This is a genomic window from Actinokineospora diospyrosa, assembly GCF_024171925.1.
Taxonomy (GTDB): domain Bacteria; phylum Actinomycetota; class Actinomycetes; order Mycobacteriales; family Pseudonocardiaceae; genus Actinokineospora; species Actinokineospora diospyrosa.
In genome coordinates, this window is the sequence record NZ_JAMTCO010000022.1 from 67,604 (window position 1) to 87,597 (window position 19,994).

Annotated in this window: 20 protein-coding genes; 17 read left to right on the plus strand and 3 right to left on the minus strand. The window is 69.3% G+C overall.

The genetic code is table 11. The features are described 5' to 3' along the window. The first annotated feature begins 44 nt into the window (after positions 1-44). The 14 genes from LV75_RS33680 to LV75_RS33745 all read left to right on the plus strand — a co-directional run bounded on the left by LV75_RS33680 (position 45) and on the right by LV75_RS33745 (position 14,499). Positions 45-899 (plus strand): STAS domain-containing protein, encoded by an 855-nt coding sequence (locus tag LV75_RS33680; protein ID WP_253891589.1) that lies wholly within the window; start codon positions 45-47, stop codon positions 897-899. Beyond that, complete coding sequence (locus LV75_RS33685; RefSeq protein WP_308211086.1) at positions 896-1,273, plus strand: STAS domain-containing protein; 378 nt, start codon at positions 896-898, stop codon at positions 1,271-1,273. Before LV75_RS33680 ends, LV75_RS33685 begins: the two co-directional genes overlap by 4 nt. After that, entirely contained in the window at positions 1,270-1,674 is a 405-nt protein-coding gene (locus tag LV75_RS33690; RefSeq protein ID WP_253891590.1) for an anti-sigma regulatory factor, read from the plus strand. The genes LV75_RS33685 and LV75_RS33690 overlap by 4 nt, the downstream gene beginning before the upstream one ends. Continuing rightward, positions 1,662-2,702 (plus strand): ATP-binding protein, encoded by a 1,041-nt coding sequence (locus LV75_RS33695; protein WP_253891591.1) that lies wholly within the window; start codon positions 1,662-1,664, stop codon positions 2,700-2,702. Before LV75_RS33690 ends, LV75_RS33695 begins: the two co-directional genes overlap by 13 nt. Beyond that, complete coding sequence (locus LV75_RS33700; protein WP_253891592.1) at positions 2,699-4,411, plus strand: ATP-binding protein; 1,713 nt, start codon at positions 2,699-2,701, stop codon at positions 4,409-4,411. The genes LV75_RS33695 and LV75_RS33700 overlap by 4 nt, the downstream gene beginning before the upstream one ends. Then, entirely contained in the window at positions 4,408-5,958 is a 1,551-nt protein-coding gene (locus LV75_RS35745) for a SpoIIE family protein phosphatase (protein ID WP_253891593.1), read from the plus strand. The genes LV75_RS33700 and LV75_RS35745 overlap by 4 nt, the downstream gene beginning before the upstream one ends. Positions 5,959-6,516: 558 nt before the next feature. After that, the gene (locus LV75_RS33710; protein WP_253891594.1) at positions 6,517-7,713 is read left to right on the plus strand and encodes a prenyltransferase/squalene oxidase repeat-containing protein; all 1,197 of its coding nucleotides are present in this window, start codon (positions 6,517-6,519) and stop codon (positions 7,711-7,713) included. A gap of 8 nt (positions 7,714-7,721) precedes the next feature. Then, positions 7,722-8,168: an SCO2322-related protein gene (locus tag LV75_RS33715; RefSeq protein ID WP_253891595.1), complete on the plus strand. Its 447-nt coding sequence runs from the start codon at positions 7,722-7,724 to the stop codon at positions 8,166-8,168. Further along, the gene (locus tag LV75_RS36025) at positions 8,126-8,971 is read left to right on the plus strand and encodes an SCO2322-related protein (RefSeq protein WP_504923905.1); all 846 of its coding nucleotides are present in this window, start codon (positions 8,126-8,128) and stop codon (positions 8,969-8,971) included. The genes LV75_RS33715 and LV75_RS36025 overlap by 43 nt, the downstream gene beginning before the upstream one ends. After that, entirely contained in the window at positions 8,971-10,032 is a 1,062-nt protein-coding gene (locus tag LV75_RS33725) for a CbiQ family ECF transporter T component (RefSeq protein WP_253891597.1), read from the plus strand. The genes LV75_RS36025 and LV75_RS33725 overlap by 1 nt, the downstream gene beginning before the upstream one ends. Next, positions 10,029-11,630, plus strand: a complete 1,602-nt coding sequence (locus tag LV75_RS33730) for an ABC transporter ATP-binding protein (RefSeq protein WP_253891598.1) — start codon at positions 10,029-10,031, stop codon at positions 11,628-11,630. The genes LV75_RS33725 and LV75_RS33730 overlap by 4 nt, the downstream gene beginning before the upstream one ends. Beyond that, the gene (locus tag LV75_RS33735; protein ID WP_253891599.1) at positions 11,627-12,415 is read left to right on the plus strand and encodes an ECF transporter S component; all 789 of its coding nucleotides are present in this window, start codon (positions 11,627-11,629) and stop codon (positions 12,413-12,415) included. The genes LV75_RS33730 and LV75_RS33735 overlap by 4 nt, the downstream gene beginning before the upstream one ends. Beyond that, positions 12,412-13,425: a prenyltransferase/squalene oxidase repeat-containing protein gene (locus LV75_RS33740; RefSeq protein WP_253891600.1), complete on the plus strand. Its 1,014-nt coding sequence runs from the start codon at positions 12,412-12,414 to the stop codon at positions 13,423-13,425. Before LV75_RS33735 ends, LV75_RS33740 begins: the two co-directional genes overlap by 4 nt. Positions 13,426-13,554: 129 nt before the next feature. Next, positions 13,555-14,499: a helix-turn-helix domain-containing protein gene (locus tag LV75_RS33745; protein ID WP_253891601.1), complete on the plus strand. Its 945-nt coding sequence runs from the start codon at positions 13,555-13,557 to the stop codon at positions 14,497-14,499. 55 nt (positions 14,500-14,554) lie between these two features. On the opposite strand, the gene LV75_RS33750 is transcribed toward LV75_RS33745, so the two are convergent. Next, the gene (locus LV75_RS33750) at positions 14,555-15,541 is read right to left on the minus strand and encodes a M64 family metallopeptidase (protein ID WP_253891602.1); all 987 of its coding nucleotides are present in this window, start codon (positions 15,539-15,541) and stop codon (positions 14,555-14,557) included. A gap of 160 nt (positions 15,542-15,701) precedes the next feature. On the opposite strand from LV75_RS33750, the gene LV75_RS33755 reads away from it, so the two are divergent. Next, the gene (locus LV75_RS33755; protein ID WP_253891603.1) at positions 15,702-16,655 is read left to right on the plus strand and encodes a LysR family transcriptional regulator; all 954 of its coding nucleotides are present in this window, start codon (positions 15,702-15,704) and stop codon (positions 16,653-16,655) included. Here the strand turns inward: LV75_RS33755 and cobF are convergent. Next, positions 16,644-17,423, minus strand: a complete 780-nt coding sequence (cobF, locus tag LV75_RS33760) for a precorrin-6A synthase (deacetylating) (RefSeq protein WP_253891604.1) — start codon at positions 17,421-17,423, stop codon at positions 16,644-16,646. The two genes, LV75_RS33755 and cobF, sit on opposite strands and share 12 nt — an antisense overlap. Positions 17,424-17,481: 58 nt before the next feature. On the opposite strand from cobF, the gene cobU reads away from it, so the two are divergent. Both cobU and cobS read left to right on the plus strand, forming a co-directional pair. Further along, positions 17,482-18,024 (plus strand): bifunctional adenosylcobinamide kinase/adenosylcobinamide-phosphate guanylyltransferase, encoded by a 543-nt coding sequence (gene cobU / locus LV75_RS33765; RefSeq protein WP_253891605.1) that lies wholly within the window; start codon positions 17,482-17,484, stop codon positions 18,022-18,024. Continuing rightward, complete coding sequence (gene cobS, locus LV75_RS33770; RefSeq protein WP_253891606.1) at positions 18,024-18,791, plus strand: adenosylcobinamide-GDP ribazoletransferase; 768 nt, start codon at positions 18,024-18,026, stop codon at positions 18,789-18,791. Before cobU ends, cobS begins: the two co-directional genes overlap by 1 nt. Here the strand turns inward: cobS and LV75_RS33775 are convergent, their stop codons facing one another. Beyond that, positions 18,792-19,610, minus strand: coding sequence for an NAD(P)H-binding protein (locus LV75_RS33775; RefSeq protein ID WP_253891607.1), 819 nt, complete (start codon positions 19,608-19,610; stop codon positions 18,792-18,794). Between the last annotated feature and the right edge of the window lie 384 nt (positions 19,611-19,994).

Below are 19,994 nucleotides of genomic sequence, written 5' to 3' on the forward strand. Positions count from 1 at the left end.
CCCGGCGCTAAGCTCCGCCGGTCGGGTCGACTAGGAGGCTAAGGATGACGATCGAGACGGGCCGTCCGGACAACCTCGCTGAGCTGTTGCGAGCCGGTGCCCCCGCGCTGTCAGCGCGGTGGGTGGAGTTGGTGGCCGCCCCGCTCAGGGGCCGGGTGAGTGCCCCGGAACTGGAGCGGGAGCTGACCGAGTTGTACGCCGCTGTGCTCGCTGGGGTGGAGAGCGGTAGCCGTGACGTACAGGCCGCTCCGTACGCCGAGACCAGAGCGCTGCTGTCAGACCTATCGCGTCGCCGGGCCCGGGCCGGGTTCACCCCGACCGAGACCGCGATCGGTGTCTTCGCGCTCAAGCAGGCCCTGTTCGAGTTGGTCGACCGCGCCGAGGTCGACGGTAGCCTGGGTGACGTGGCCGCGTTCTCGCTGCTGCTGGACAACCTGGGGCTGCTGACCTTCGAGACCTACGCCAAGGCCCGCGAAGAGGTCATCGACGAGCAGGCCGAGCAGTTGCTCGAACTGACCACCCCGGTCGTCAAGCTGTGGGACGGCGTCCTCGCGGTGCCGCTGGTGGGCACCCTGGACTCCGCGCGCACCCAGGTCGTGATGGAGAAGCTGCTCGAGGCGCTGGTCAGCACCGGTGCCGCGCACGCCATCATCGACATCACCGGTGTGCTCGCCGTCGACACCCAGGTCGCCCAGCACCTGCTCAAGACCGTCATGGCCGCCCGGCTGATGGGCGCCGAGTGCACCATCTCCGGCATCCGCCCGCACATCGCGCAGACCATCGTCGGGCTCGGCATCGAGTTCGGCGACATCACCACCAAGGCCTCCCTCGCCGACGCGCTGCGGCACGCGCTGCGCCGCTCCGGCGTGGACGTCGTCGCCGCCCAGCGGGGCCGGTGAGCGCGGTGGAGCGCATCCCCATCCTCAAGATCGGCGATGTCCTGCTCGCCTCCATCCAGGTCGACCTGCAGGACCGCGACGTGCTCGCGCTGCAGGAGGACCTGGCGGAGAAGATCACCGCGACCGGCGCGCACGGGGTCGTGCTGGACATCTCGGCGGTCGACATCGTCGACTCGTTCATCGGCCGGATGTTCGCCACCATCGCCTCGACCTCGCGGCTGTTCGACGCGCACACCGTCGTCGTCGGCATGCGGCCAGCGGTGGCGATCACGCTGGTGGAGCTGGGCCTCACCCTCGGTGAGGTGCGCACCGCCCTCGACCTGGAGAAGGGCCTGGCGATCCTCGCCGAACTGGGCGAGCGGGCGCCGAGGTGAGCGCCCCGCGCGAGGACATCCCCATCGGCGCCGACGAAGACGTCGTCCGAGTGCGCCAGATCGTGCGGTCCTTCGCGCAGCGCGCCAAGCTGTCGCTGGTGGACCAGACCAAACTGGTCACCGCGACCAGCGAACTGGCCCGCAACACGCTCACCTACGGCGGTGGCGGGACGGCCGTGGTCGAACTGCTCGGCGAGGGCAGGCGCCAAGGCGTGCGGGCCAGCTTCCAGGACGAGGGCCCCGGCATCCCCGACCTCACCCTCGCGCTGACCGACGGCTGGACCAGCGGCCGGGGCATGGGGCTGGGGCTCAGCGGGGCGCGCAGGCTCGTCGACGAGTTCGACCTGGACAGCGAGGTGGGTCGCGGCACGACCGTGACCGTGGTCAAGTGGTCCCGGTGACCGGGGCGGGCCCCGTGCCCACCGCCGAGGACGTCGCCTGGCTGCCGGTCGAGGACGCCAGCGCTGTCGGCGCCGCGCGCCGCGCGGTGACCGGCCTGGCCGAGCGGTTGGCGTTCCCGCCGACCAGGACCGCCGAGATCGCGCTGGTGGTGACGGAGTTGGCGACCAACCTGGCCAAGCACGCCGAGCAGGGCGTGCTGCTGCTGCGGGCGCTGCGGACCGACGCCAGGGCCGAGGTCGAGGTCGCCGCGGTCGACCGCGGGCCGGGCATGGCCGACCCCGAACTCGCCTTCCGCGACGGCCACTCCACCACCGGGACGCTGGGGATCGGCCTCGGCGCGGTCACCCGCCTGTCCGACCTGTCCGCGATCCGGTCGGCGGTCGGTAAGGGCACCATTCTCACCGCCCGTTTCGCCCCCGAGGCCAAGCGTGACCGCCCGGCGCCGGGCGAGGACTTCGCGACCGGGGTGACTCGGCCGATGGACGGCGAGGACATCTGCGGTGATGGGTATGCCATTCGCAGGCAGGACAACCGGCTGCACTTGATGCTGTGCGACGGCTCTGGCCACGGCCCGCTAGCGGCCTTGGCATCGCAAGCCGCCGTTCGAACGTTCCTCGAGACTGACCTGACCACGCCGGAAGAGATGGTCCGCAGGCTGCATGTGGGGATGAACGGCACCAGAGGTGGCGCCGTCGCGGTTGCCGAGCTGGATCCGGCAGCCTCCGTTGTGCGGTTCGCGGGAGTGGGCAACATCGCGGCCGCGGTCGTGGCTGAACGCAAGCGCGGAATGGTCTCTCTACCGGGTATCGCGGGCTACCAGGCTCGGTCGATCCGGCGATTCGACTACGAACTGCCCGATGATGCCGTAGTGGTGCTGCACTCTGACGGCCTAAATGAGCGGTGGTCGATAGACCCGTTGGATCGCTGGCGCGCGAAGCCACTGGTGATGGCTCTAGACCTGTTGCGTGAAGCAGGGGTGCGTCGCGATGACGCGAGCGTGGTGGTGGCTAAGGCAGGTGGCTGGTGACCACCGAACTGTTGGCCCTGACGCTCTCCGGTGAGCAAGGCGTGTTCCTGTTGCGGCAGCGCGGCCGAGAGGTCGCACGCGCGATAGGCATGGAAGCGCAGGACCAGATCCGGGTCGCCACGGCACTAAGCGACCTCGGGCGGTTGCTGCTAACTGGACGGTCTCCGTTGACTGTCGTGTTCGCCCTCGACGAGGAGCCGCCGCTGTCGCTGGTGGTGCGGTTGCGAACCGCACTTCCCGGTGTGCCGGTGTCCGAGCCCGGGTGGTCCACGGCGGAGCGGCTACTCGACGAGGTCAAGGTCGAACAGCACCGCGGCGGCGTCGCTGTCTTGGTGCGTAAGGCGTTGTCGGCCGGATCAGTGTTCCCCGACAAGAAGTCGGCTGATCGTCTGCGCGAGGAACTGGGCAGCCTTCAGCCGGGTAACGCTGCCGACGAACTACGGGCACAGAACGAAGAACTCCTCCTTACGCTCGACAGCTTGGAACGCAAGCAAGAGGAACTGCTGCGGCTCAACGCAGAGCTCGAGGAAACCAATCGCGGCGTGCTGGCCCTCTATGGCGAGCTGACCGAAGAACTCGACGAGACCAACCGCGGCGTAGTGGCCCTCTATGCCGAACTCGACCAGAAGAGTGTTGAGCTCAAGAGGGCGAGCGAAGCCAAGAACAGGTTCTGGTCCAACGTCAGCCATGAAGTCCGGACGCCGGTCAACTCCATCGTCGGGCTGGCCCGGCTCCTCCTCGGGCCCGGCGCCGAACCCCTCACCGACGACCAGCGCAGGCAGCTCCAACTGATCAGCACCTCCGGTGGCGGCCTGCTCACCCTGGTCAACGACCTCCTGGATGTGGCGAAAGCCGAGTCGGGCCGGTTGGAACCGCGCATCGGCGAGGTCGACCTGCGGCTGCTGTTCGCGCAACTGCGCGACGGGTTCTTGCCGGTCACCCGCGTGGGGGAGGTGGCCCTGGTGGTGGCCGAGCCGCCCGTGGAGCCACCGCTGCGCACCGACGACACGCTGCTCATGCACATCCTGCGCAACCTGGTCTCCAACGGCCTCAAGTTCACCGAGCGCGGCGAGGTCAAGGTCAGCGCCGCCGTCGAAGGCGATGTCTGGTCGTTCACCGTCAGCGACACCGGCATCGGCATCCCTGCCGACCACCTGGACAAGGTCTTCGAGGAGTTCCACCAAGTACCCAACCCGTTGCAGGCGCGCGCGGTCGGCACCGGGCTCGGCCTGCCTTACGCGCGCAGCGTGGCCGAGGTACTCGGCGGGTCACTCGATCTGCGGAGCACGCCTGGTCAGGGCACCCTGGTGACCGTGCGACTCCCTGTCTACGCGGCCGAGGCACCCGCTCGGCCGCGCTCGGTCCTCCTGGTCACCGCGGACGACACCCTGCGCGCCAGGCTGAGCACCGCGATGGACCCGCTCGTCGGCGCGGTCCGGCAGACCGCGGACGGCGCGGGCGCGGTGCTGATGGCCACCGCGGAGCCGCCGGACCTGTTGGTCCTCGACCTGGCCGCCCCGCACGCCGAGGACTGCCTCGCCGGGCTGCGCCGGGAACCCCGGCTCGCCGCGACGCCGGTGCTGGCCCTGCAGTCGGCCGAGTACCGCGACCGGGAGAGCGGTCTCGTGGTGCTGCGCACCTCCCAGCTGACCACCGAGTCGGTGCGCGACGGCATCCGCCGCGCGCTGGCCGCGGGCCAAGAGCCGTGACCGGCGCGGGATTCGCCGACCAGGACGCCCCGGCCCGCATCCTCGTCGTCGACGACACCGAGGCCAGCCGCTACGTCACCGGTGGCTGGCTGCGCCGCAACGGCCACGAGATCGTCGAGGCCGACACCGGGGCTGGCGCCCTCGCCGCGGTCCGCTCGCGCCCGTTCGACCTGGTCATCCTGGACGTGAACCTGCCGGACATGAGCGGGTTCGAGGTGTGCGAGGCGATCAAGAGCGACCCGGCGACCGCGGCGCTGCCGGTGGTGCACGTCTCGGCGAGCATGATCGAGCCGAGCGACCGGGCCGCGGGCCTCACCAGGGGCGCCGACGCCTACCTGAGCGAGCCGGTCGACCCCGGTGAGTTGCTGGCCACGGTGAAGGCCGCGCTGCGCTACTACCGGGCCAGGGCCGCCGCGGAGCGGTTGGCCGCCCGGCTGAGCAGGCTCACGGCCGTGAGCCTGGAGATCAACGCCGCGCGCAGCTTCCCCGCACTGGTCACTGCGGCCGCCCATGGGGCAGCCGCGGTGCTCGACAGCGCGGCCACCGTCCTGGTGCGACTGCGCGACGGCGGTGAGATGTGGGGTAGCACCGAGGGCGCGGGCAAGCAGGTGGCGCTATCGACCACGCACCCGCTGCGCGACCTCGCCGACGAGGTCCTCCCGGACAACACCACCTCGGCACTGCGGACCCTCCCCGATGGCCGTACCTGCGTAGTCTTGGCGCGCACTCGCTCAGACCACCCGGTCACGTGCGTGGCATTGCCCGCTGAGGCTGTCGTGGCACAGGAGGACCGCGACCTGCTCGTCCAGATAGGACTAACCACCGCAGTTGCCGCTGAGGGCCTGCGAGCGTTCACGGACGAACATGACATCGCCTTGGCGCTGCAGCGGAGCCTGCTGCCGAGCGGCCTACCGCACTGCGATGGCATCACCATGGCAGCCCGCTACGTCCCAGCCTCTACGGTCGCTCAGGTCGGTGGCGACTTCTATGAAGTGGCGGAGTTGGGCGACCACTTGCTGGTGGCCATTGGTGACGTGACCGGCCACTCGATCGAAGCTGCCAGCATCATGGGTGAGGTCCGGCACGCCCTTCGCGCGTACGCGATAGAGGGCCACCCGCCGGACCTGATCGTCGAGCGGCTCAACGCCATGCTCCGCCGGTTCCACCCGGAGGGGCTGACCACGTTGTGCGTCCTGCTGCTGGACCCCGTGGCGGGCAAGGCGACCATCGCGAACGCGGGTCACATCCCGCCGCTCATCGTCGACGCCGACGGCGCCCGCTACCTGCGCCTGCCCGGGGCGCTGCTCGGTGTTCGAACGCCACGCCCGCCCGCGACCGAGATCGACGTGCCCGCCGGGACGACGATCGTGCTGATGACCGACGGCCTCATCGAGCGCCGCACCGCCGCGTTGGACGCCGACATGGAGCACCTGCGCGCCTCGATGGGGGCCGAGGAGGACCCGGAGTCCATCTGCGAGCGGCTGCTGGGCACCTACGGGCAGAACAAGGACGACGACATCGCCCTGCTGGTGCTGCGCCGCGACTGAGCTACCGAGCTACCGAGCTACCGAGCTACTGAGCCGCTGAGCTACTGAGCTACTGGGCCGCTAAGCAACCGAACACCGGGCCACCGGGCCGGGCTGCTGCGAGTGGCCCCGGCGCGGTTGGGCTGTTCGGGTCAGGCGCCGGGCTCGGTGTGGTCACGATTTGTCCAACGGCCGTCGACCGGCGGGCGAGGTGTCGTCGCTGGTCGTGGTGCTTGCGTTGGCGCGAACGGGAAAACCGCTCGTTGGGCCGTCCGGGTGGGTGATGTTGGCGACTTGGCGCTGATCTTGCGGTGTTCGGATGCCGTTGGGCATGATCCGATGCGATACAGCATCCGCGCCCACTCAGGGGAAGTCCGGTCTAACTCCGGCGCTGGCCCGCAACGGTAGGCCGCCCGCGTGGCGGCGAGCCCGAACGCCTGTGGGGCGCGGCGTGCTCCGAACCGTCGAGGACCGCGGGTTGGGGCCCGGGTGCGCCGCTATACGCGAGTGCCCGGGTTCTGCCACGTCCTCCCCGCGCGAGAGGCGTTGGACATGGGCCTTGGCCCCAGAGCAGCAGTCTTGGCCAGTGTCGTCACCGTCGCGCTCGCCACGACCCCGGTAGGTGCGGCCGCGCAGGCAGGCGCGGCGGCGGACGACACCGCCGCGGGCTGGTTAGCCCGCCAGCTCATCAACGGCGAGCACGTCGAGAGCACGCCGACCTTCCCCGACTTCGGGCTCACCGCCGACGTCGTGTTCGCCCTCGACGCGGCCGGGGTCGCCTCGGACGCCTCGGGCAAGGCGGCGGCCTTCCTGGCCAAGCCGGACAACGTCTTGGAGTACGTCGGGGACGGTGCGGCCGAGTCCTACGCGGGTCCGCTCGCGAAGTTGGCCTTGGTCGCGGAGTCCCGCGGGGTGGACCCGAAGTCCTTCGGCGAGGTCGACCTGATCACCGAGCTCGGTGAGCTGCAGGCGCCGTCGGGCCGGTACACCGACGCCTCCACCCAGCCGGACCAGTCGAACGCGTTCAGCCAGGCCCTCGCGGTGCTCGCCCTGCACCGGGCGGGCGGCGCGCCGGTCAAGGCGGTCGAGTTCCTGGCGGGCAGCGCGTGCCAGGACGGCGGGTTCCCGATCGACTTCGACGAGGCTTGCGTATCCGATGTGGACGCAACGGCGATCACCGTGCAGGCGCTGGTGGCCGCGGGGAGCACCGACGCCGCCACCGCGGCCTTGACCTGGTTGGTGGGCAAGCAGTCCGCCGCGGGCGGGTTCAAGGCGAACCTGCCGGGCTCGGTGGACAACGCCAACTCGACCGGGTTGGCCGCACAGGCCCTGCGCGCGGGCGGTAAGACCGCCGAGGCCGACAAGGCCGCCACGTTCCTGACCGGACTTCAGCAGGGATGCACTGCTGCGGAGGCTGTGCGAGGAGCAATCTTCTACGCGCCGGGACAGAGCGAGAACGCCGTCCGGGCCACCAGCCAGGCCATCCCCGGCATCCTGGGGATCAGCTACGCCAAGGTGAGTGCGGTCGGCGCAAGCAACGCCCTGCCCACTGTGGACTGCACGACCCCGACTACCACTACGACGACGTCGAGCGCCATCAACCCGGTCGTCAACCCGGGCGGTAACAACACCAATCCGGTTCCGCAGGGTGGCAACTCACCCGCGCTCGCCGCCACCGGTACTTACCGGCCTTCCGTCACGTGGCTGGGTGTCTTGCTGCTGCTTAGCGGTGGCGCACTCGTTGTGCTCGCCCGCCGTCGCCCGTCCACGCGCTAAGGGGAAACATGAAGACCGCTGTTCGTCGTACCGCCGCTGTCTCCGCTGCCGGGCTTGCCGCGGCAGCCATCCTGGCCGGGGGAGCATCTCCCGCGCAGGCCGCCGCGTGCTCCGGCACCACAGGCGTAACTGTCATCGTTGACTTCACCGCGCTCGGCGGCTCTGTCCAGACTGCTTGCGCACTCGGTGACCCGACCTCTGGGCTCACGGCTCTTACTGGAGCGGGTTTCACCTACGCGTTCGTCCCCAGGCAGCCCGGCTTTGTCTGCCGCCTCAACTCACTGCCTAACCCGTGCAACGGCGCACCCGTCTCCGCGTACTGGTCTTACTGGCACGCGACCCCGGGCGGCACTTGGTCTTACAGCAGCAGTGGCGCGGGTAGCTACAACCCCGCGCCCGGGACCGTGGAGGGATGGTCGTTCGGCGCGGGCACTGCTCCCACGCAGGCACCGTGATCTTTCGGCTTCTCCTCACCGGGTTCCTCGCATCCGCCGCGCTCGTGGTCGGTGCCCCGACCGCGACCGCGGCGGCTTGCGAGAGCACCGGGGTGACTGTCGTCGTCGACTTCGGCTCCCTGGGCGGTGGCGTACAGACCCGCTGCGCGCCGGGCGACCCCAACAGCGGGCTCGCCGCGTTGGCCCAAGCCGGGTTTGGGTACACCTTCCCGACTCGCCAGCCCGGGTTCGTCTGCCGCATCGACAACCGGCCAGGGCCGGACATCGACGCATGCGTCAACACGCCGCCCGCGACCGCGTACTGGTCTTACTGGCACGCCGACCGTGGTGGCTCTTGGAACTACAGCTCGTTCGGCGCGGCCAATCGCGATCCAGCCTCTGGCACTGTCGAGGGCTGGTCTTATGGAGCAGGTAAGGCGCCAGGCGTTGCGCCCCCGGCTAAACCCGCGCCGATCCCGCCGGTAGTGCCGCCCCAGCCTGTGCCTGTGTCGACAACCGCTCCGCCGGTAGTCCCGCCTCGCCCGACAACGCCTGTGCCGACCACTGTTGCCCCAGGCTCGTCTGCTCTGAGTTCGTCGGTAGCGCTACCGACGACAGAGCTATCGGCCACAGCATCGGCTAGCCCAGTTCCGACGAGTTCAGTGCCTGAGTCCATCACCCCACCGCTGTCTCAGCCGGAGCCCACTGCCGCGCAGAAGGAATCCGGTGGCGGACCGACGACGCTGATCGTCGTGGGCGTTGTCGTTGTCGTGCTCGCCGGGGTCGCCGCAGTCACCGCCCGCCGCAGGGCCAGGGACGAGTAGTGCGCCCACCCCACTCCGGCGCCTGGTGGCTGTGGGCGCTCGGATTGGCGGTGGCGGCCAGCCGCACCACCAATCCGGTCTTGCTGGCCGTCATCCTCGCTGTCGCCGGGTTCGTCGCTGTGCACTGCCGGTCGAACGCGCCGTGGTCATCGGCCTACGGGATGTTCTTGAAGTTCGGGCTCCTCGTCATCGCTATCCGCTTGGTGTTCTCGATCGTCGTTGGCGGCATCACCGGCCCCACGGTGCTGTTCACGCTGCCGGAAGTCCTCTTGCCCGATTGGGCCAAGGGAATCCGCCTGGGTGGCGATGTCACCGCTGAAGGACTCGTTCACGCCCTCTATCAAGGACTTCAGCTGGCAACTCTCCTCTGCTGCATCGGTGCCGCCAACGCGCTCGCTGATCCGCGCCGCCTGCTCAAGTCCGTGCCAGCTGCGCTCTACGAAGTCAGCGCGGCGGTTGTTGTCGCGTTGACCGTGGCGCCGCAGTTGGCGGTATCAGCCAGAGCGGTGCGGCGGGCTAGAGCGTTGCGTGGTGATGCCGCCCGAGGGAGGAACGCGATACGGACCCTGCTGGTGCCGGTGTTGGAAGACGCATTGGACCGGTCGTTGCACCTTGCCGCTGCGATGGACTCTCGTGGCTATGGCCGCACCGCAGGTCTCCCGAAGCGGACTCGCGTGACGACGGCTGTACTCGTCCTTGGCGGGCTTATAGGTCTATGCGTTGGTGCTTACGGCCTCTTGGACGCTGAGGCACCTGCCTTCGTAGGTGTGCCGGTCCTGATCGTGGGTGTTGTGCTTGCCGTAGCTGGGCTCGTGCTGGGTTCGCGTCGCCTCGCCCGCACGCGCTACCGGCCTGATCGATGGACTGTGCCGTCAGTTCTGATCGCCGCCTCTGGAGCAGCAGCGGGTGCGGCAGCCGTGCTAGCCGAGGCGTTCGGGGAGCTCGCGCTGATCCCGTCCACGGTTCCGCTCACCGCGCCGGAGGTGCCCGTAGTGCCCGTCATCGGTGTGTTAGTCGCCTTGCTCCCTGTGCTGCTGGCGCGACGGGAGGCACTCTCGTGATCCGGTTCGAGCAGGTGACAATCGCCTACGCGGAGAAGCCCGTGCTGGCTGGTGTCGACTTCGAGATCCCAGAAGGCGAGCTGTGTTTGGTCGTCGGCGGTACCGGGGCCGGTAAGTCCACCTTGCTGCGTGCCATCAATGGTCTTGTCCCGCACTTCACCGGCGGCACGCTTACGGGTCGCGTTCTCGTAGATGGCCGCGACACCGCCATCAACCCGCCCAGGGAGTTGGCCGACGTGGTGGGGATGGTCGGGCAAGACCCCGTTGCCGGGTTCGTCACCGACACCGTCGAAGAGGAACTCGCCTACTCGATGGAGTCGCTCGCGATCCCCGCCGCCGTCATGCGCAAGCGCGTTGAAGAGACCGTCGACCTGCTCGGGCTGGCCGACCTGCGGGACAGGCCCCTGGCATCGCTGTCCGGCGGTCAGCAGCAGCGAGTCGCCATTGGCGCTGCTTTGACCGCGCATCCCCGGATCCTCGTGCTCGACGAACCCACGTCAGCGCTCGACCCGGGTGCCGCCGAAGACGTCCTCGCCGCGGTCCACCGGCTCGTGCACGACCTGGCCATGACCGTTGTCATCGCCGAGCACCGGCTTGAACGAGTCGCTCAGTACGCCGACCGCGTTGTCTGGCTGCCCGGCAGTGGGGTCGCTCCAGTGATAGGCGACCCCGGCCCGGTACTCGCGGACGCTCCGGTAGCCCCGCCTGTCGTGCGGTTGGGCCAGCTCGCGGGTTGGGATCCACCACCGGTGTCTATTCGCGATGCTCGCCGCCTCGCTGGTCCCTTGCGCGAACGCTTGCGCCTTCTTACGCCGCCGGTAGCGGACATTGTGCCAGCCAACGCGATCCTGACCGCGAACGCCGTTTCCGTCCGGTATGGCAAGACGCCCGCCGTGCGTGAAGTGACGTTGACTGTGTCAGCGGGGGAGCGGGTCGCGGTGATGGGCCGCAACGGCTCCGGTAAGTCGAGCCTGCTGTGGGCGCTGCAGGGCAGCGGTAAACGGGCGTCCGGCACCGTCGAGGTAGACGGGAAGGATCCCGCCTCGCTCAAGCCCCCAGCTCGCCGCACAAAGATCGGCTTGGTTCCCCAACAGCCCTCGGACCTGCTGTACCTGCACACTGTCGCCGCTGAATGCGCTCAAGCCGACGCCGAGTCCGGTCGCCCGAAGGGGACTTGCCGCGCACTCGTCGACGACTTGGCCCCAGGTATCCCCGATGACATCCACCCGCGAGACCTGTCTGAGGGGCAACGCCTCGCCCTTGTGCTCGCCATCGCGCTGACCCCGCGCCCCACGGTCTTGTTGCTCGATGAGCCGACCCGAGGCTTGGACTATCCCGCCAAGAGCCGGTTGGCGGAGAACCTGCGCGCGCTCACCCGCGCTGGACACGCCGTTGTCCTAGCCACCCACGATGTCGAGTTCGTGGCTGAAGCGGCCGAGAGGGTCGTTGTCCTCGCCGACGGCGAGGTGGTCGCGGACGGTCCGGTCGATCAGGTCGTGACAGCGTCACCGGTCTTCGCACCGCAGGTAGCCAAGGTCCTCGCGCCGCAGCCGTGGCTCACCGTTGCCGCTGTCGAGACCGCCTTGGCGGCTCTATGAACACGCCTGTGAAGATCGGACCACGATCGGCCATCGCGTTGGCGCTGTCCGCGGTGATGGGCGTGGTTGCGTTCTGCTGGCCACTAGTCGTCGACCCCGGTGTTGGTATCGCGCATGGGCGCGACGCACCGCTTGTGTTCGCGTTGCTGCTGCCTGTCGCGCTGGCGGTAGTCCTAGCTGAGCTCGCCGACGGCGGGATGGACGCGAAGGCCGTCGCGATGCTCGGGGTTCTGAGTGCGCTAGGAGCCGCGTTGCGGCCGCTCGGGGCGGGTACTGCCGGGATCGAGACGATCTTCTTCCTCATGGTGCTCGCGGGCCGGGTGTTCGGGCCCGGGTTCGGCTTCGTCCTCGGCAACACCACCCTGTTCGCCTCTGCACTGCTCACCGGCGGTGTCGGGCCGTGGCTGCCCTACCAGATGCTCGGCTCCGCGTGGGTGGCGTTAGGTGCGGGCCTGCTCCCTAAAGTCAGCGGACGGCTCGAACTGGTCATGCTCGCCTGTTACGGCGCGATCGCCGGTCTGCTCTATGGGCTACTGCTGAACCTGTCGTTCTGGCCCTTCGCGTTGGGCTCGGGAACCACGTTGTCCTTCGTGCCAGGCGACCCCATCGGTGACAACCTCACCCGCCTGTTCTTGTTCTCCCTGGCCACCTCACTCGGCTGGGACATCGGCCGTGCCATCACCACCGTTGTCCTAGTGCTCGCCACCGGACCCGTGCTGCTGCGCGTGTTCCGGCGCGCTGCCCGCCGCGCTCATTTCCACCCCATAAGAGAGGAACTCACATGAGACGCAGAACCCTGGCCCTAGTGGTCGCCTGCGCTGTCACGGTCATCGCCGCACCTAGCGCTACCGCCGCACCTACGCACATTCCGGCCCAGGCAGCGGCAGGTTGGCTCGCGCGCCAACTCGTCGACGGCGACCACATGGTCACCGAGTTCGGCGGGATCACCTACCCCGACCAAGGTCTCACCATCGACACCGTCTTCGCCCTAGCGGCCAGCGGCACCTCCGATGGCCACGGCGGAGCTGCCCTCACCTGGCTCGCCCGCCCCGAGAACCTTGGCGGCTACATCGGCACCGACGGCGAGGCCTACGCGGGCGCCACCGCCAAGACCGCCCTGGCGGTGCAGGTGCGGGGCGGCAACCCGACCGCGTTCGGCGGCGTGGACCTGATCGCCCGACTGCGCTCCCTGCAGGCGCCCAGCGGCCGGTTCTCCGACGTCTCCGCCTGGGGCGACTTCAGCAACACCATCACCCAGTCACTGGCTGTCATCACCCTCGGCCGCACGACCGCGGGCGCGCCGACCAAGGCCGTCGACTTCCTCGCCGCCGCGCAGTGCGCTGACGGTGGTTACCCGATCACCCTGGGTGCCCCGACCTGCGTCAGCGACACCGACGCCACCGGCTTCGCGGTCCAGGCCCTCGCCGCTGCCCACCGCCCCGTCCACCCGGCGGTGACCTGGCTGGTCGGTCGTCAGCAGTCCGGTGGCGGTCTGGCGTCCGGTCCGGGAACCGGCACCCCCAACGCCAACAGCACCGCGCTCGCGCTGCAGGCGTTCCAGGTGGGCGGACGGCCGCTGCCCGGGCTCCGCGCCCGCGCGTACCTGCTCGGCCTGCGCGTCACCTGCGCCGGGCCGGTCGCCGACCGCGGCGCGATCGCGTTCGACGCCAGCGGCTTCGCCACCGCCACCGCGGCCAGGGCCACCCCGCAGGCCGTCGTCGCGCTGCGCGGTCGTCCACTCGCGACCCTGAGCTCGGCGGGCTCGACCTCGGCCGTGCCCACCCTGGCCTGCTGAAACCCGGTTGCCTGGCCGTCGCGCGGCGGCGGCCAGGTCAATTCGGTGTATTGCTTCCCGGGCTCGACCCTTGAGCGGGCAACCGCGGTGCGCTCATGCTGTGCGGACACCAGCACCGAGGAGCGCACCGTGACGATGGCCGCGTCGATCACCGACGACGGGGAGCACCTGTCGGCCGAGTTGGCCGCCGCGCTGCGCGCCGGACCGTTCGACCGCGCGCTCGACCTCGCCATCCGCCGCCGCGGCTTGAGCCTGGAGGCCGTCCAGCGCCGGGTCGCCCTGCGCGGCGCCACCGTCAGCCAGGCGACCCTCAGCTACTGGCGCCGTGGTGGCCGCCGCCCGGATGGTGACCGCTCATTGCGTGCTGTGCGCGCACTAGAAGACAGCTTGGGTCTGCCTCGCGCCGCCTTAGAGCGGTTGCTCACCCCCGTCCGGCCACGCTCCCCTGAGGACACCGCCGCCGGTCTTGCCAACGCGCTGGACCTCTCCCCGGCAGCCATAGAGTCTTGCGACGGTATAGACCTAGTCGGCAACAACCGGTTGAGCCTGATGTCGCTGCACCAGCACGTCCATATCGGCCCCGACCGCACTGAGCGCTTGGTTCGCACCGAGATCGTCGCCACCGCCCGGGTCAACGGCGTCGACCGCTGGGTCAGCTTCTTCCACCCCCAAGACGGCGAAGGGCACCAGCCCACTGTCGTCGGAACACGGTGCTGCCGCCCCGCCCGGGCGCGCACCGACCCCGACAGCGAACTGCTCGCCGTCGAACTCCGCTTCGACTACCCCCTCAGGTCCGGCGAGACTTACGTCTACTCCTTCGACATCGGCTACGAAGGCCCGCCACCCGCTACCGACTACTCCCAGTACGGCTTGCGCACCCCCGCGCGCCAACTGGTCCTTCAAGTCTCGTTCGACCCCGCACAGGTCCCCGTCCGGTGCTACCGCTACTACAAGAGCCCAGCAGGGCTTTCATCCATCGACGGCGAACTGCCACTAGGCCCCAGCATGACCACCCACATAGCGATCCCGGATGCCCCACCCGGCGTTCACGGGATCAGATGGGAATGGGAGTAAGACGAGCCGCGGTGCCGGTCGCGGGCTGATGCAGTGAGCCCGCGACCGACAGCTCTTAGCGGGCAGGAGCCTTACGCGCGATAGCGGCCTTCATGACATCCAACCCGATCAGGTTGAACGGCCGTCCCAAGCTGCGCATGAGTGAGTTCTCCGTTGGCCGGTACACCCCGCGCTTGTAGTAGTAGCCGCCCTGGTAGGTACCGATGACACCGCCGTCGGGGGAAGCCTTGCCGATGTAGGAGTACCACTTGACGCGGTAGCGCGTCATCGACGAACTCGGGTAGATGGAGACGTTGACCTCACGCGGTTCCGAACCCGTGTAGAGGTCGTTGGGGTAGTCGTACTCGTCGGCGAGCCCGCCGATGGAATGCCCGAGCTCGTGCGTCGCGATCTGGCCGGACTGCGCGTTGCCGCCCGAGGAGGTCGCGACACCGCCGCCCGCACCGCCGTACTTTGTGCTGTTGGCCACCGCGAGGACCTGGTCCGCGCCGGGCGCCAAGGCGGCGTACTGCTTGGCCTTGGTCTCGTTGACGCACAGCAGCCGTTCCATGTCCCCGCACCAGAAGTACATGTCCAGCGCGGTGCTGCGGCTGACCCCCTTGCTCGGGTCGTTGTCCACACCGGACTGCGTGGACACCACGTTGACCTGCCACACGTTGAACGAGTTCTTCATCGACTTGAACGGCTCGACCTGGGTCAGCTCGTTCCAGCGGTTGAGCACGTGCTGGTGGTAGGTCGGCAGCTGCGCGGCGGTGTAGCCGTCGCCGACGAAGACGAGGTCGAACTTCGAGCTGGACGGGCCCGCGTTCTGGATGGTGACGACGTCGGCGGCCACCGCGGCGAGCGGGGCGGCGGTGGCGACCGGCGCCGCCACCCGGGCCCGGGTGATCTTGCCGTCGGGGGAGAAGACCTCCTTGACGACCGTGTTGGCGGCCGCGGGCGCCGGTGGGGGAGCCGCGGTGGCCGCGGGCTGCACCGCGACCACGACGGCGGCGGCGACACCGGCCGCCGCTGCCGCGGCGAGCAGGGATTTCGTGCGCATGATGCTCCGTTTCAGGCAGGGAAGCGCAGGGACGTGCGCAAGAGCCCGCCCACTATCGCCCGCACGCGGAGCACCCGGGTAATCACAGCTTGCATAACCCCGGTTTATAGGTGCGCTGAATCTGTTGAACGCCAAGGTGCGCCAGTCCTAGGCTCGGTAGATGGAACTGGAGCTGCGCCATCTGCGGACGATCTGCGTCATCGCCGAGACGGGCAGCCTCACCAAGGCCGCCACCGTGTTAGGGCTGTCGCAACCCGCGCTCACCGCCCGGCTCCGCCGCGTCGAAACCGAGATCGGTGCCGCGCTGTTCGCCCGCGGCCCCCGCGGTGTCGTGCCGACCGTTGTCGGGCAGTTCGTGCTGTCGCGATCGCGATCGATCCTGCACAGCGTCGCCGATCTCCACGACGGCGCCGCGCGCTACTTCGACGCGACGGCACCGGTGATCGCCCTCGGTGGCGCTGTCGGCTCGGTGTCGGTCGGGCTCGCCGAACGGATGGTCGAGAGCCTCACCGGCGTGGAGGTCCGCCTGACCATGGAGTACTCGCCCAGGCTGCTGTGGGACCTGATCGCCGCAGGCAGGCTCGACGTCGTGGCCACCGTCGACTACCCGGGCCACGAGCTCTCATCCACGGCCGACATCGAATGCGTCACCATCGCCCACGAACCCATCTTCGTGGCGCTCGCGGCATCCGACCCCTTGGCTTGCCGCGACGAGATAGCGCTACCGGAGCTGGCGAACCGCACGTGGGTGATGACGCCATCCGACGGCGCAGGCTGGCCTGACTGCTTCCACGTCGTTTGCGAGCACGCCGGGTTCACGCCTCGTGTCCGGTACACCTCACCGAGCACCGAGTCCATCCGCGATCTCGTGGCAGGCAACCGCGCGGTGACCGCATGCCAAGCCGTCTATAGAGGTGGCGACGGGGTCGTAGTCCGTCCCCTGACGGGCAGCCCTGTCGAGATGCGCCACATCTTGGCCTACCGGCGCGAGGGACCAGTGGTCGAACATATGGCGGCAGTGACCGAGTTCGCCATGCAGGCTTACTGGGCTTACGCCAAGCAGTACTCACACCACTTCGACACGTTGCGGCACCGCGCCCAACTAGTCCACTGAGGACTTCCTGCGGCGCAGCAGGTAGGTGTCCATGATCCAGCCCTTGTCCTTCCGGGCCTGCTCACGGGTCTGGCGGATCTGCTCGGCGACCTCTGTCAGCGGCCCGGACACGATGATCTCGTCAGCCGTTCCCACATAAGCGCCCCAGTGGATGTGAACGTCCGCGTCGTCCGCGTACGCCAGGTACGCGTCCCGCGCGTCGAGCATCACCACGACATCATCGACCCCGTCCGGCCACGCTTGCTCCAACCGGCGCCCGGTAGTCACCTGCACCGCCCCACCAACCTGGTTGAGCGTGGTGTGACAGCGGGCAGCGAGCGCGGAAACGCTGCTGATCCCCGCGTGTACCTCGATCTCGAACTCGATGCTTCCCCGCGCGCGGATGTCTTCCACGACGGAGATGATGCTGTCGTAGAGCGACGGGTCACCCCACACCAGGAACGCTCCGGTCTCCCCAAGCGCCAAGTTCTCCGCGATCAGCCGCTCACACACGTCGGCACGCCGCTTGCGCCAATCCTCGACGGCCTCGCCGTAGCCCGCCTCTGTGCGCAGCCGCTGGGGATCCGGCACCCGGGCGAGCCGGTAGCCACCACCCGGCACGTGTGCGTCCAGGATGGCCTGCCGCAGGTCCGACAACTCCCGAGCGGCGTCCGGCTTGTCCAGGAAGAAGAACACGTCGGCCCGGTTCAACGCGGCCACCGCGGCGACCGTCACGTGGCCGGGGTCACCCGCCCCGATCCCGATGATCTCGACCCGCCTCGTGTCCATGCCCAGACCCTAACCGGCGGTGTTCGGGCAGGCGGGCGGCGGATGACAGGATGGCGGCATGGAGACCCAGCCCCGCCGGACGCTGGTGCTCGGCGGGACCCGGTCCGGCAAGTCCGCCCACGCCGAGGGGCTGCTGCGCGGCGACACCCCCGTCGACTACCTGGCCACCGCGCGCCGCGACCCCGGTGACACCGAGTGGTCCGCGCGCATCGCCGAGCACGTCGCCCGGCGCCCGGCCCACTGGCGCACCGTCGAGGTCCCCGGCACCGCCGACCTCGCCAACCACCTGCGCGAGACCCACCCGCACAGCCCGCCGGTGCTGGTCGACGACATCGCCACCTGGCTCACCGGCGCCCTTGACGACACCGGGTGGGACCGGGCTGCCTGCCCACGGGCCGCGCGGGCCGAACTGGTCGCCGCGGTCGCCGCTTGCCGGGCTCGCTTGGTGCTGGTCTCCGCCGAGGTCGGCCTCGGCGTCGTCCCGTCGACCAGCGCGGGACGCCTGTTCCGCGACGAGTTGGGCGCGCTCAACGCCGACCTCGCCGAACAGTGCGACGAGGTGCTCCTCCTCGTCGCCGGTATCCCGCTGCGGTTGCGCTGATGTCCGGGCAGGCGGCTGCCGCCGCGTACGGCCTGCGGTTGTCCTTCCACTGGCTCACAGTCCTACCGGTGCCCGCTCAACGAACCGACCAGGACGTCCGCCGGTGGGCCATCGCCACTGCGCCCGTCGTCGGACTTGTGCTGGGCGCCATCACCGCCGGACTCTTGTTCTGCCTGCGCGAGATCGGTCTGCCATCGCTTATCGCGGGCTTACTGGCTGTCGGCGCTCTGGCGTTGGCGACCCGAGGCATGCACCTCGACGGTTTGGCGGACACCGCGGATGGCCTTGGCTGCTACGGCCCGCCTGAGCGCGCACTCGCTGTCATGAAAGAGGGCGGTGTTGGTGCCTTCGCAGCTGTGGCTCTAGTCATCGTCATCGGGGTTCAAGCCGCCGCGCTCGCAACACTTAGTGCGTCTGAGCGACTACCTGCTGTTGTTCTGGCTCTAGTAGTGGGCCGTGCCGCGTTCTCTTGGTGCTGCCGCCAGGGCGTGCCCGCAGCTCGCCCTGATGGGTTCGGCGCGCTGGTCGCCGGGACACAGCCCATCGCTGTGCCGGTCGTGTGGGCATTCGTGCTGTGCGTCGCAGGGGTGTTCGTGGTCCCCGGGAACCCACTGCTCGGCCCGGCCGCTGTCGCCGTGGCGGCGATGGTGGTGGTCTTGCTGACCCGCCACCTCCACCGCCGCCTCGGCGGGGTCACCGGCGATGTCTTCGGTGCGAACGCCGAGGCAGCCACTACGGCCTTCCTCATCGTCTGCACCATCGCCTGACTACCGGAAGTCGGCAGCGTGGTCGGTCGCCCACTCCTTCAGTGTCCGGGCGGGCCTGCCGAGCACATCGGCGACCGTGGACAGCGGTGTCTCCGGGACGTCGGCTGCTCCAGCCCAGATGCCCAACAGCCAGTCAGCCACCCAGCCAGGCACCTCGTCCGACACCTCCGCCTTCCACTGCTCCGGCGAGAGCTCCTCGAACCTGACCGGCTTGCCGATCGCCGCGCCGATCGCCTCCGCCTGTTCGACCTTGGTCAGCACCTCCGCGCTCGTCAGCGCCAACACCTGGCCAACGTGCTTGTCGGTGAGCAGCGCGGCGACCGCCACCTCGGCGATGTCGACCTCGTGGATGGCGGTCTGCGCCGCCGCCCCGTACGGCTCCCGGACCACCCCGTCGGTTCGGATCGAGGTAGCCCACTCCAGCAAGTTCGTCGCGAACATGCCAGGCCGGAGATGTGTCCACTCCAAACCGGAGTCAGCCACGGCCTCTTCGGCTACCCGGTGCGACTCGCCAACTTGCTCATCGTCGAACCCCACTGACATCGAGGACAACAGCACGACCCGGGTGGCCCCGGCGTGCTTCGCGTGCTCGAGCACCGTGGCTGTCTTGCCTGCCGTGAATAGGTAAAGCCGGTCGACACCGGCGAACACCGCGGGGTCGGGTGTCTCCAAGTCCCCGCCGACCACCTCGACACCGTCCGCGAACGCCGCCTCGGCGGGCCGCCTCGTCAGCGCCCGGACCTCGACCCCGGCCGCCACCAGCCCGTCGACCACGTGCCGCCCGACGTTCCCCGTCGCCCCGGTGACCAGTACCCGCATGGTTCTCCTCCCTCGAGGGCCGATCCCCAAGATCCGGCCCCGGTCGACGCTAGCCACGGCGGGCGCGCGCCCGCACATAGCCATTAGCTATCGCAAACACGCTGGTCGTCGGAGGTTTCCTCGCTGGAGGCGGGAGGGGGTCCAGTCTGGGGTCGGGTGGCGCCGCCCGGCCGGGCTGAGCGCTCGCGCTTGGCTGCGATGGCTCGCGGACGAGGTCTGTCCTGAGTGTCCTAAGACCTACCCATGTCTCACTAAGACCCTTGTGTCTCGGTAGGGTTAACGATTCGCGGTCCTAGTGGGACGACTGGGTAGTCCAAACGCACTAGAGCACCCGCCGGTCTTGATCCTCCAGTGTGGACACGTCGACCACTCACTGGGCGGTAC

Bases quoted from the DNA above. Each gene is read 5' to 3' on its own strand.
- LV75_RS33740 (WP_253891600.1), top strand. From the start codon at position 12,412: ATGAGACGCAGAACCCTGGCCCTAGTGGTCGCCTGCGCTGTCACGGTC.
- LV75_RS33775 (WP_253891607.1), bottom strand. From the start codon at position 19,610: ATGCGGGTACTGGTCACCGGGGCGACGGGGAACGTCGGGCGGCACGTG.
- LV75_RS33755 (WP_253891603.1), top strand. From the start codon at position 15,702: ATGGAACTGGAGCTGCGCCATCTGCGGACGATCTGCGTCATCGCCGAG.
- LV75_RS33750 (WP_253891602.1), bottom strand. From the start codon at position 15,541: ATGCGCACGAAATCCCTGCTCGCCGCGGCAGCGGCGGCCGGTGTCGCC.
- cobU (WP_253891605.1), top strand. From the start codon at position 17,482: ATGGAGACCCAGCCCCGCCGGACGCTGGTGCTCGGCGGGACCCGGTCC.
- LV75_RS33680 (WP_253891589.1), top strand. From the start codon at position 45: ATGACGATCGAGACGGGCCGTCCGGACAACCTCGCTGAGCTGTTGCGA.
- cobF (WP_253891604.1), bottom strand. From the start codon at position 17,423: ATGGACACGAGGCGGGTCGAGATCATCGGGATCGGGGCGGGTGACCCC.
- LV75_RS33715 (WP_253891595.1), top strand. From the start codon at position 7,722: ATGAAGACCGCTGTTCGTCGTACCGCCGCTGTCTCCGCTGCCGGGCTT.
- LV75_RS33735 (WP_253891599.1), top strand. From the start codon at position 11,627: ATGAACACGCCTGTGAAGATCGGACCACGATCGGCCATCGCGTTGGCG.
- LV75_RS36025 (WP_504923905.1), top strand. From the start codon at position 8,126: ATGGTCGTTCGGCGCGGGCACTGCTCCCACGCAGGCACCGTGATCTTT.
- cobS (WP_253891606.1), top strand. From the start codon at position 18,024: ATGTCCGGGCAGGCGGCTGCCGCCGCGTACGGCCTGCGGTTGTCCTTC.